This window comes from Bifidobacterium sp. LH_426 (genome assembly GCF_056356875.1).
Genome location: NZ_JBKEVB010000004.1, coordinates 173,832 through 186,063, shown reverse-complemented (window position 1 = coordinate 186,063; position 12,232 = coordinate 173,832). Strand labels below are relative to the sequence as shown.

Genomic DNA, 12,232 nt, shown 5'->3' with positions numbered 1-12,232 from the left:
CCGATCAAGGAGACGTATCGTGACGAATACGAAGCCCACGTCGACAACAGAGACGAACGGCGAACAGGCGGGGGCCTCGCCGTCGCGGTCGTCCGAGACGGCACAGTCGTCCGAGGCCGCGAAGTCGTCCGAGACGGCGCCGTCCGCGGAACGGTCCGAGCGGCAGTCCGCCGCGTCGCACATCTCCCCGGACATCCCCGTGCCCGTGCCGGTGTGGGACACCGCCCAGAACGAGACCATCGGACTGTTCGGTCCGCGCCGCGACGACTTCGCCGCGCGCTACCATCTCACGCGCCGGGGCAAGGCCAAACGACTCGCGCAGATCGTGCGCATCGTCAACCATTTCGACGCGCTCAAAGGCCTCACGCCCGTCAAGATGCGCCTCATGTTCGAGGCGCTCGGACCCACGTTCGTCAAGGTCGGCCAGATCCTCTCGATGCGTTCCGAGATGCTGCCGCAGAGCTTCTGCGACGAACTCGCCAAACTGCGCGCTGACGCCGACCCCATGCCCTACGAGACCGTGCTCGACACGCTCGCCGCCGAATACGGCAGGCCCGTGGACGAGATCTTCTCGCATATCGACTCCAAGCCGCTCGGCTCCGCCTCGCTCGCCCAGGTGCATCGCGCCACGCTCGTCACCGGCGAGGACGTGGCCGTCAAGGTGCAGCGCCCCGGCGTGCGCGAGACCATGGCGCAGGACGTGTCCATCATGCGTTCCATCGCCAAAGGCGCCACCAAAGTGTTCCGCAACACGCAGATCGTCGACCTGAAAGGCGTGGTCGAGGAGCTGTGGGACACGTTCCAGTCCGAGACCGACTTCCTCGTGGAGGCGCGCAACCTCGCCGAGTTCAAACGGTTCGCCGCGCCCTTCAAATACATGGACTGCCCGACGCCCTACCCGGACCTGTGCACCGAGCACGTGGTCGTCATGGAATACGTGGAAGGCATCTCCGTCTCCCATCCGGGCAAGCTCATCGCCGCCGGCTACGACCTCAACGACATCGGCACCAAGCTCGTCGACAACTACGCCACGCAGATTCTCGACGACGGCTTCTTCCACGCCGACCCGCACCCGGGCAACATCATCATCCGAGGCGGGCAGATCGTGCTCATCGACCTCGGCATGACCGGCCGGCTCGACGCGAAGACGCGAGCCGTGATGAAGGAGATGATCTTCGCCGTCGCCAAACAGGATTCGCCGCAGCTCGCCGACGGGCTTCTGCGCTTCGCCGGCGCCGAAGCGGATCCGGCCGACTATCCGTCGCTGCTCGCCGACCTCGATACGATCGTCAAGGAATACGGCACCGTCGACCTCGCCGATTTGGACATCGCCGCGTTCATCACGGCGCTCACCAACCTCGCCACCCGGCACGGCATCGAGGTGCCGAGCACCGTCACCACCGTGGGGCGTGCGCTCGTCACGTTGGAGGGCCTGCTCGACGAGTTCATCCCCAACGTGAACATGATCGAGATCATCTCCAAGCACATCGCCACGTCGAAAAGCCCCAAGCAGATGGTCACGGACGAGCTGAAATCCCTGGGAGTGGAGGGACATGAGGCGCTGCACAGCGCGCTCGGCGCGATGAGCGAGCTCAACGTGGCCGCCCGCATGCTCACCCGCGGGCAGCTGCGCACCAACATTGAGCTCGTCGGCTCGCAGGAGCCGTTCCAGCTGCTGAGCGACATGGTGAACAGGCTCACGATGGCGCTGATTGTGGTCGGCCTGTTCATCGGATCGTCGATCGTGTACTACGCGGGCATGAAGCCGATCATCTTCGGCATCCCGATCGTCGGATTCATGGGATACGTGGTGGCGTTCGTGCTCGGATGCTGGATCGTCGCCGACATCTACCTGAAGGGCCGCAAGCAGAAGCGGCGGTAGGCCGTCAGCCGGCGAGACGGTTGGAGATGAGGCGGTTGAGGCTGATGTGCTGTTCGGCGGCCTCGATGCTCAAGGAACGGTGCAGCTCCGGGGGGATGCGCACGAGGATGCGCCCGGAGAAGCGGCGTTCCGACAGTGGTTCCGGCGCCTCCTCGCCCGCCTTCACCAGTCGCGTGACCTCGGCCTCCGCGGCGTTGCGGATACCGACGAACGCCTCCAGCTGCGAAGCGCTTTCGAACGTCACGTCCGGCAGTTCGGCGCATGAGGCGACGAACCGTTCGGACTTACCGTCCCAGCGGATGCGGTAGGCGTAATGGTTGACGTCCGGGACGGTGGTTTTCGGGTTGGCGCCGTCCGCGGCGGTGGTGTCGGCGGGGGTCTTCCGTGACCCGGTGTTCTGGGATTCGCTCATATCGGTGATGATACCACCGATATGAGCGCTGGGGTGCGGGTGTTGGATGGGGCGACGTTCGTGGCGATGATTGCGTACGGGGTATCTCTCCCCCAGTCCGCTGACGCGGACAGCCCCCTCGTCAGAGGGGGCCGGGAACCGCTCGCCCTAGAGGGCTGTCACGCGCGCTTGCGGCTCGTGAAGGTGAGGGTGATGCCGGCGGCCGTCAGCATCACCGTCGCGGCGATGATCGCGGCCACGCCGGCGCCGGTGGCGCTCAGGCCGGTCTTGCCGTTGCCGTCGCTCTTGCCGGTCTGCGGTTTGTTTCCGGCGTCGCCGTTGCCGTTCGTGTCGCCAGCCCCGTTGTTGTTGTCGCCGTTGCCGTTGTCTCCGCTTTTGTCGACGGTGACGGTGACTTGGGTGGTGACGGTCTTGTCGCCTTCGGTGTAGGTGACGGTGACGGTCTGCTGTCCGGCCTTGTTCGCGTCGAACCCGCTGACCTGGTAGGCGCCGGCGTCCAGGACCTTCGCCGATCCGTTGCTGTAGTGGGCGGTGACGGTGAGCTTGAGCTCGCCGCCGAGAGCGATGTGGTCGCTCGCGGCCTTCGCGTCGATCGACTCCAGCGTCACGCCCGGCTGAGGCTCCGGCTCGGTGTTCTCGACCTCGCCGGCGACCAGCGGGTAGAAGGTGATCTTGTCCACGTTCGGCGCGACGCCCCACGAGACCGCGGCCTTGCGGGAGCCGACCTCATCCCAGTTGCCGAGGGTCAGGTCGCCTCCGGCCGTGGTCACGTTCACCGAACGGTTCATAAAGTGCTTGTCGGTGTACGTGTAGCGGAACGCGCCGCGTGCGATCTCCTGGCCGTCGGCGCCGCCCTGGCGCACCTGCAGGCCGAGGTCGACGATCTGCGGGTTGTAGGAGTGGCTGCCGATGAACGCGTCGTTGGAGAAGCTCACGACCATGTCGTAGGTGCCGGCCGGCACGCCGGACACGGTCATCGCGCCCTTGTCATTCTGGATGACGGTGGGCACGTGGTCCGCGGTGGCCTCGACGCGCGTCTGGTCGCCGTAGCCGGCCTTGCCGCTTTCGTTGGTGACGAACTGGTTGCCCAGGCCGGTCACGAACGCCTTGCCGCTCGCGTCGGAGGAGTCGTCCTTGGCGACTTTCGCACCGCCGGAGAGCTTGGTGTTCTCGGCTTCGACCGTGATGGCCTTCTCGTCGGAGTCGGCGGCGCGTGCCGTCGTGACGCTCTGGACCAGCGTGCCGGCCGCGCCTCCCAGCGTGATGCGGTTGATGCCTTCGGACAGGGCGACCTTCACGCAGGAGGTCTGGAGTCCGTCGACGCCGGCGGTCAGGGTAGCGGCCTGCTGGCCGTTCACGGCCAGCGCGATCGTCGCGCCCTTGGCGGCGTGATAGGAGACGGCCACCTCGTGGTAGCCGGCCTGCCAGGCGTGGGCGAACACGTCGGCGGTGCCGCCGTTGAGATCGGCGAAGCCGTTCGTGCCGTCACCCGAGTAGGAGAGCTTGGCACCGTCAGACAGGCGGATGTCGGACGCCGGGTAGGTCACCTGATCGACGGGGGAGTCGCCGCCCTTGGAGACCTGGTAGAGCAGCAGCTTGTCGGACTCGTTGTCGAGGTCGGTCGCTTCGACGGTGATGGAATGCTCGCCCTTGGTGAGGCCGTCGAGCACGATCTCGGCGCTGCCGCGGTACTTCCACTTGGCGGCGTCCTTGAGCGCCAGCTCCGCGGGGATTTCCAGGTCGCCGGCGGCCTTGCCGTCGACGCTCACGTGGTTGACGCCGGGGAAGCCGGCGGGTGCGGTGATGAGCTGGAGACGGTAGTCGCCGTCCGCCGGCACGTCCACCTTCCAGGTCATCTTGGCGCCGTTCTTGAAGTTGCCGACGTCGGCGTTGCCGGAGAACATGAAGTTGCCCCAGGAGCCGGTGTTGTCGCTCTTCGTGTAGGACCGGGCGCCGTCGGTCAGCTCGGTGTCCTCGGCCTCGATCGTCTGCAGCGAGCGGCCGTTCGCCGCGTCGTCCACGGCGACGGTGGTGTCCTGGTGGGGGGTGACGACGAGCTGGTAGGAGGCGTAGCGGTCGACGCTGACGGTGGTCACGTCGAGGGTGCCGTCCTTGACTTCGGCGTTGGAGACCGCATTGACGACGCGAGGCGTGGCGGCCACACCGTCGGGGCCCGTGTAGGCGTTCTCGCGCACGGCGACGTCCACGTGGTCGCCGAACACGTCCGGGTCGAGTCCGGTCAGATGCACGGTCACCGGCACGTCCGCGCCGATCTTGGTGCTGTCGTTCGCGCCTCCGTACAGCACGGTGGCCTTACGGTTCGTCTTGTCGATCGCGGCGATGCCCTGCAGGTTGTCGACGCTGTCCGGGTGCTCGCTGGTCACCTTCACGGTCTGCGTGCCGCGCAGGTCGCCGTACCACTTGTACATCCACCAGCCGCCGTTGGCGCTGTTGGCGCGGGCCATGTTGTCGTTGAGGTTGCCCGCGTAGTTCCAGTAGGCGGTCTGCGCCTGCACCTTCGTGCCCTCGAACATGCTCATCCACTGCACGAGCTGGCCCGGCACGGACATGTCGCGCAGCTCGCCGAACTCGGAGATGTTGATGGCGCGCGGGGAGATGCCGAGCTCCTTCTCGAACCCGCGGTACTGCTCATAGTGGCTGCGGTAGTTCTTCAGCGAGCCGTTGCCGAGCTCATGCCAGACGGTCACGTCCGGCAGGGTGTTCGCCGCCTTGGCGCTTTCGAGCAGCGTCTTGGTGCGGTTCGCGCGCCACACGCTGTCGCCGGGGCCGGCGATCAGCGCGTGGTCGGCGGTCGGCTTGACGCCGTTGACGTTGGCCTTCTCGCCGCTCTTGTACTGATTCCAGACCTTCTGGATGGTCGCGTAGGCATCGTTCCAATCGGTGAGGAACTGCTTGTAGATCGCGGCGTTCGCGTTGTCGCCGGAGGCGTACCAGTTGCCGCCGTCCGGCTCGTTGAACGGCATGAAGACGATGTCGTCCGGGTGGGAGGTGTTGGCGAGGATCTTGTTCATCACCACTTCGAGCACTTCGTCGAAGTCCCAGCGGCCGTTCGCCTGGCCGTCGGCGTAGGTGCCGTAGGAGGCGTCGTTCGGGTCGACGTCGAGCTTGTAGGTGCGGGTGTCGCCGGGGCGCTTGCCGCCGTTGTACGACCAGTCCGGGTACCAGTCCTGCAGGTTGACGACGAGCTGTTCGCCGCCGTTGGCGAAGAACGAGTTCTCCACGGCGAGCACGTCGGCGCTGGGGTGCTGCAGACCGTCGGCGGGCTTCTGCGAGGTCACCTGGACACGCGCGCCGTCGAGGATCGCGTCGGTCGGCGAACCCTCGTCGCCCAAGCCGTACAGCATGCCGGAGGCGCCGCCGTGGAAGTCGCCGGTCTCGGCCGCATAGTCGGCGGTGATGGTCTGCGCCGGCTTCGGATTGTCCTGCGCCTGGGCGCTCGCCGTCGTGACGCCGCCGATGAACAGCGTGGCAAGCGCCGCGGTCGCCCCGAAGGCCGATCGCAGTATGCGTTTCGTGATGCTCATGATTCCCTTTTCCTCGTTGACTTTCCTCGTTGACTGGTTGGCGCCGTGGCTCCCACATCGAACCGCGCCAACGATTCCCACATCGAATCGCACCATCGATTCTACGCGCGTAGATAGATGACGCAAATCAGCGCGATATGCGCGGCGTGTTATCTGCCATAACGAGAACGCCGCTATGGTTTACTGGCGTAGAACACGCGCATCGGCGATCATGGTCGATGACGTGCGGCAAGGTGAAACGGCAGGCGGAGCCGCCATGGGCCACCGGGCCGGCGGCCCGGCGAATCGGCGGAACATCAGATCGGCGGAACATCAGGGAGGCGCAATGTCCGGAACCGAACGGCGGGGCGAGACGGCACGGCCGAACGGAGAGACGACGGCGGGGAAAAGCCGCCGCCGCAGGGCCACCCGCGCCGACGTCGCGCGTCTTGCCGGCGTCTCGACGGCGGTGGTCAGCTACGTGTTCAACGACGGCCCGCGCCCGGTCGCCCCGGAGACCGCGCAACGGGTCCGTGCCGCGGCCGAGAAGCTCGACTACCGCACGAATTCGGTGGCGCGGGCGCTGAGCACCGGCTCGTCGCGCACGCTGGGTGTCGTCGTGCCCGATCTGTCCAATCCGTTCTTCTCCGACGTGTACGGCGAACTGGAATCCATCGCCTCCCGCAGCGGGTATTCGGCGATGTTCATGGCATCGCACCAGGATCCGGACAAGGAGCGGGACCGCATCGCCCGGCTCATCGCCCGTGAGGTGGACGCTGTCATCGTCGCCTCGGCACGGCCCTCATCCGAATTGGCGTCGATTCCGCGCCGGGAATGCCCGTTCGTCATCCTCGACCAGACGAAGCCGGTGCCCGGCGCGAAATGCGTGTCCACCGATTTCCAGTCGGCGGTGGAATCGGCGGTGAGACACCTGCTCGCCCACGGCCACACCTCGATCGCCATGCTGTCCGGCAAAGCCGGCGACGGGCTCGACGATCCGCGCATCCAAGGGTGGCGGCGCGTGCACGACCAGGCCGGCGTCGCCGCCGGTCCCGTCGTCGATGCGGGATTCACCCGTCAGGGCGGCTATAAGGCGATGCTCGCGCTCCTGGATTCCGGCAGGTGCCCGGACGCCGTGTTCGCCGATTCCGATCTGGAAGCGATCGGCGCGCTGCGCGCGCTGCACGAGCGGGGCGTGCGCGTCCCCGAAGACATTGCCCTCATCTCGTTCGACGGTACCGTGGATTCCGCGTTCAGCTGGCCGCCGCTCACCGTCGTCCGACAGGACGCCCACGCCATCGCCGAACGCATCTTCCGCGCGGCCGTCGAACCCGACCGCGCGCCTGACCTTCAGCTGGTCGCGGCGTCGCTCGTCGCCCGCCGCTCCTGCGGATGCGGTTGCGACGTCGATTCGCGCACGATGAGCTCGCCGGGCAACTCCGTGTAGCGTGTCCAATTGTCGGTGCGCCCGCGCCCGGCCACCACGTCGTCGATCTGGGCGGCCAACATGTCGAACGCGACGCTGCCGGCCCGACGGAAGTCCTGGCGCACGGTCGTCAACGCCGGGTTCCACACCCTGGCGAGCGGATGATCGTCGAACCCGACGACGCTCACATCCTCCGGCACTCGGCGGCCCACATCACCAAGCCCGCGGATGACGCCCATCGCGACCTCGTCATTGCCGGCGAAGATCGCAGTCACGTCGCGGCGCGTGCCCAGTTCGCGTCCGATCTCACGTCCGCTGTACGGGTCCCACGTCGCCATCACCGGCTCCGGTGCGAACACGCCCGCCTCAGCCAGCGCCTGCCGCCAGCCGGACAGTCGGCTGTAGCCGCCCGAACCGCCGGGAATCGCCACATGGACGACGGTGCGGTGTCCGAGCGAGAGTAGATGGCGGGTCACGTCGCGGCCGCCGTCGTTCTCCTGCAGCGAGACCTGCGCGACGTCCGGATTGCGGTCGCCGGCGACGAGCACCACCGGCATGTCTGAGGGGAAGAACGTGGACGCCTCGGCGCTGGCCGCGTCGTAGTTGAGCAGGATCGCGCCGACCGGGTTCTGGTCCAACGCGCGGCGCACACTGCGGCGGATGTCGTCGCGCGACTCCCCGGTGATCATGTTGATGTTCAGCTGGTATTCGTCCTCGCGGGCGCGCAGTTCGATGCCGTGCAGCATCTCCGACTGTCCGTACAGCGTGGTGTCGGTCGTCAGCACGGAGATTAGACGCGTGCGCTCCCTGACCAGCGCGCGGGCGATGGGGTTCGGACGGTAGTCGAGCAGTTCGATCGCCTTGGCGATGCGCTGGCGCTTCTCCTCGCTGACGCGCTCGCGGTCGTTGAGATAGCGGGAGACCGTCGGCACGGAGACGCCGGACAATGCCGCGACGTCCTTGATCGACGCGGTCTTCGCGCGGTTCGCTGTTCTAGGCATCGGGATTCCCATTTCGTAAGGTCGTTCATCGGTTCCGGAAAGCGGAATCGTGTACACGGTAGCATGGCGGCGTCATGACGCCGTTGACGGCGGACGGCCCGGCCGCGATCCGTGGGGATGCGGCCGGGCCGTCCGGTGTTGTGCGACTGGGGCGTGGGCTGACGTGACGTGGACCGCGCGTGATGCGCGCCACGTGCCACGTCACCCCACGCCTGACGCGACGTTACGCGCGCTTGCGGCGCATGAGGGCGAGCGTGACGCCCGCCGCGGCGATCGCCACGGCCAGGACCGCGGCCGCGGCCACGCCGGCGCCGGTGGCGCTCAGGCCGGTCTTGCCGGTCTGCGGCTTGTTTCCGGCGGCACCGGAGCCGTTCGTATCGCCGGTTCCGTTGTTGTCGCCGGACCCGTTGTCGCCCTTCTTGTCGACGGTGACGGTGGCCTGGGTGGTGACGGTCTTGTCGCCTTCGGTGTAGGTGACGGTGACGGTCTGCTGTCCGGCCTTGTCCGCGTCGAACCCGCTGACCTGGTAGGCGCCGGCGTCCAGGACCTTCGCCGATCCGTCGCTGTAGCGGGCGGTGACGGTGAGCTTGAGCTCGCCGCCGAGGGCGATGTGGTCGCTCGCGGCCTTCGCGTCGATCGACTCCAGCGTCACGCCCGGCTGAGGCTCCGGCTCGGGCTCATCGGGCACGGCGTCCTTGTTGGCGACCTCGCCGATCGTCACCGGGTAGAAGGTGATCTTGTCGATGTTCGGCGCGACGCCCCACGAGACGGCGCCCTTGCCCGTGCCGGCCGGATCCCAGTTGCCGAGCGTCAGCGCGGAGCCGTCGGTGATGAACTCCAGCGAACGGTTGAGGAAGCTGGTGTCCGAGTACGTGTAGCGGAACGCGCCGCGCGCGATCTCCTGTCCGTCGGCGCCGCCCTGGCGCACCTGCAGGCCGAGGTCGACGATCTGCGGGTTGTAGGAGTGCTTGCCGATGAACGCGTCGTTGGAGAAGCTCACCACCGCCGTGTACGTGCCGGCCGGCACCTTGCCTGCGGGGATCGTCAGCGTGCCCTTGTCGTCCGTGTGGACGGTCGGGGTGTTGTTGGAGTCCTTGACCACGACGCGGGTGCGGTCGCCCATGCCGTTCGGGCCGGTCTCGGCGGTCTCGAACTGGTTGCCGAGGCCCGCCACGAACTTCTTGCCGCTCGCGTTGGAGGCGTCGGAGGTGACGACATTCGCGCCGCCGCCCAGCGTGGCGTCCTCCGCCTCGACGGAGACGACGGACTTGTCGGTGTCGGAGGAGGCCGCGCGCGCCGTGACGATGTCGCGGACGAGCACGCCGTCGCCGGCGGTCAGCGTCAGACGGTTGATGCCTTCGGACAGGGCCGCGCGCACGGTGGTGGACTGCAGGCCGTTGTACTGCGCGGTGGTGTCGAGCACGGTCACGCCGTTGATGACGAGCGTGAGCTTCGCGCCCTTGGCGGCGGTGTAGTCGAGGGTCACGTCATGGTAGCCGCTCTGCCAGGCGTGCGCGAACACGTCGGCCGAGCCGCCGGCGAGCGAGGCGAAGCCGTCCGTGCCGTCGCCGGCGTAGGAGAGCTTGGCGCCGTCCTCCAGACGGAACTGGGCGGCCGGGTATTCGGTGCGGTCCGCGGCCGCGTCGTCACCGGTGCCGGAGACCTGGTAGAGCAGGAACTTGTCGAGCGTGTTATCGAACGCGGAATCGCCGTGCAGTGTGATCGCGTGGTCGCCCTTGGTGAGCTTCAGTTCGAGTTCGGCGCTGCCGTAGTACTTCCACTTGGCGGCGTCCTTCATCGCGAGTTCGGCGCCGAACGCGAGCCTGCCGGAGTCCTTGCCGTCGACGGTCACGGCGTTCGCGCCGGGGAAGCCGGTGTTGCCGCTGGTCACCTGCAGGCGGTAGACGCCGTCCGCAGGGACGGACACGTTCCAGGTGGCGGTGCCGCCGGTCTTGAAGCTGCCGACGTCGCCGTTGCCGGAGGCCATGAAGTAACTCCAGCCGGAGCCGGAGGGCGTCTTCGTGTACGCCTGTGCGCCGCCGGCGAGCTGGGACTTCTCGGCCTCCTGGACGAGCAGGGCCTTGCCGTTCTCCGCGTCGGTGACGAGCGTACGGTCCTGGTGCGGGGTGACGACGAGCTGGTAGGAGGCGTAGCGGTCGACGCTGACGGTGGTCACGTCGAGCGTGCCGTCCTTGACTTCGGCGTTGGAGATCGCGTTGACGACGCGAGGCGTGGCGGCCACGCCGTCGGGTCCGGTGAACGCGTTCTCGCGCACCTCGACGTCGACCTTGCCGCCCAGTCCGGCCTTGTTGAGTCCGGTCAGGTGCACGGTGACGGGGATGTTCGCGCCGGTGTTCTGCACGGCGTCGGAGTTCGCGTCGTTCGCGCCGCCGTACAGCACGGTGGCCTTGCGGTTCGTGGCGTCGAGCGCGGCGATGCCCTGCAGGTTGTCCTGCTGGTTCGGGTGCTCGCTGGTCACCTGGACGGTCTTCTGGCCGCGCAGGTCGCCGTACCACTTGAACTGCCACCAGCCGGCGTTGGCCGAGTTGGCCCTCGCGGCGTTGTCGGACAGGTTGCCCGCGTAGTTCCAGTAGGCGGTCTCGGCCTGGACCTTGGTGTCTTCGAACATGGACTGCCATTGGATGAGCTGGCCCGGCACGGACATGTCGCGCAGCTCGCCGTATTCGGTGATGTTGATCTTCAGCGGGCTGATGCCGTGCTTCTTCTCCAGCGCGCGGTAGGCGGCGTAGTGGGAGCGGTAGGCGTCGAGGCTGCCGCGGCCCAGTTCGTGCCAGACGAACACGTCGGGCAGCGTGCCGGAGGCCTTCGCGTGCTCGAGGAACTTGTCGGAGCGGTTCGCGCGGTACGCGGAGTCGCCGGGGCCTGCCACGCGGGCGTGGTCGGCGGTGGGCTTGACGCCGTGCACGTTGGTCTTCTCGCCGCTCTTGTACTCGTTCCAGATCTTCTGGACGAGCTGGTATTCAGCATCCCAGTCGGTCAGGAAGGTCTGGAAGATGGCCGCGTTCGCGTTGTCGCCGGAGGCGTACCAGTTGCCGCCGTCGGGCTCGTTGAACGGGATGAACGTGTACTGGTCCGGGTGTTCGGTGTTGGCGAGCACCTTGTTCATCACGATCTCGGTGACCTGCGCGTAGTCCCACACGCCGTCGCTGCCCTCGGTGTAGGTGCCGTACGACGGGTCGGACGGGTCGACGTCGAGCTTGTAGGTGCGGTTGTCGCCGGGGCGCTTGCCCTTGTTGTACGACCAATCCGGGTAGTAGTCCTGCATGTAGATCGCGAGTTCGTTGCCGCCGTTGGCGAAGAACTGGTTCTCCAGCGCCAGCGAGTCGCCGCTGGGGTGCTGCGTGCCGAACGGGGGCTTCTGGGACGAGTTCTCGACGCGCGCGCCGTCGAGGATCGCATCGGTCGGCGAGCCGTCGTCGCCGAGGCCGTACAGCGTTCCGGACGCGCCGCCGAGGAAGTCGCCGGTCTGCTGCGAGTAGTCGACGTCAAGCGTCTGTGTGGGTTTCGTGGTCTCCTGGGCCTGGGCGGGGAACACCAGCCCCACGCCCATCATCGCCGTGGCCGCCACCGCCGCCACGACCGCACTCCATCGTTGTCCCATGCTTCCTTGCCTCTTTCTACGGGTGAACCGTTGCTTCGGGGTCTTCCGCCCCGCGCTCGCCGCCACACTGCGTCTCGACGAACACGGCCAGTGTATATCATAACGTTTTCACGAGCAAATCGAAAAATCACGCAAAGGAACGCAGAATCATTGGAATCATTGCGTTTACGGCGTCCGTAATCATCGGAAATCGCCATATGAAAACGTTATTGCGAATAACAACGCACCGTCGGCACCTGGCTTCGTCGCCCCCGTCGTCGCCGTCGCCGGGCCGCACGGCGACTCGCGTGCAGCCCGGTGCGAACGCCGGAAATCCGGGGAAGGCAGCCTGGTCCACGTCGTCGCCGGCGGGCCGTCACTGAGGT

Annotated in this window: 6 protein-coding genes; 2 read left to right on the top strand and 4 right to left on the bottom strand. The window is 67.2% G+C overall.

Annotated elements, in window-relative coordinates; translation table 11 throughout:
- Positions 1 to 181 precede the first annotated feature (181 nt).
- A complete protein-coding gene (locus AC1AYD_RS05805) occupies positions 182 to 1,882 on the top strand; it encodes an ABC1 kinase family protein (RefSeq protein WP_476502712.1) in 1,701 nt (566 codons plus the stop codon).
- 4 nt (positions 1,883 to 1,886) lie between these two features.
- On the opposite strand, the gene AC1AYD_RS05800 is transcribed toward AC1AYD_RS05805, so the two are convergent.
- Both AC1AYD_RS05800 and AC1AYD_RS05795 read right to left on the bottom strand, forming a co-directional pair.
- On the bottom strand, positions 1,887 to 2,294 hold the full coding sequence (locus AC1AYD_RS05800; RefSeq protein ID WP_476502657.1) for a type II toxin-antitoxin system HicB family antitoxin: 408 nt from the start codon (positions 2,292 to 2,294) through the stop codon (positions 1,887 to 1,889).
- 158 nt (positions 2,295 to 2,452) lie between these two features.
- A complete protein-coding gene (locus tag AC1AYD_RS05795; RefSeq protein WP_476544815.1) occupies positions 2,453 to 5,839 on the bottom strand; it encodes a bacterial Ig-like domain-containing protein in 3,387 nt (1,128 codons plus the stop codon).
- A 325-nt stretch (positions 5,840 to 6,164) separates the two neighbouring features.
- On the opposite strand from AC1AYD_RS05795, the gene AC1AYD_RS05790 reads away from it, so the two are divergent.
- On the top strand, positions 6,165 to 7,265 hold the full coding sequence (locus tag AC1AYD_RS05790; protein ID WP_476502655.1) for a LacI family DNA-binding transcriptional regulator: 1,101 nt from the start codon (positions 6,165 to 6,167) through the stop codon (positions 7,263 to 7,265).
- Here AC1AYD_RS05790 and AC1AYD_RS05785 read toward each other — a convergent pair.
- Positions 7,169 to 8,245 carry a LacI family DNA-binding transcriptional regulator gene (locus AC1AYD_RS05785; RefSeq protein WP_476502654.1) on the bottom strand — a complete coding sequence of 359 codons (1,077 nt, stop codon included), beginning with the start codon at positions 8,243 to 8,245 and terminating at the stop codon, positions 7,169 to 7,171. The genes AC1AYD_RS05790 and AC1AYD_RS05785 overlap by 97 nt on opposite strands.
- Before the next feature lie 223 nt (positions 8,246 to 8,468).
- Positions 8,469 to 11,867 (bottom strand): bacterial Ig-like domain-containing protein, encoded by a 3,399-nt coding sequence (locus AC1AYD_RS05780; RefSeq protein ID WP_476544814.1) that lies wholly within the window; start codon positions 11,865 to 11,867, stop codon positions 8,469 to 8,471.
- Positions 11,868 to 12,232 lie beyond the last annotated feature (365 nt).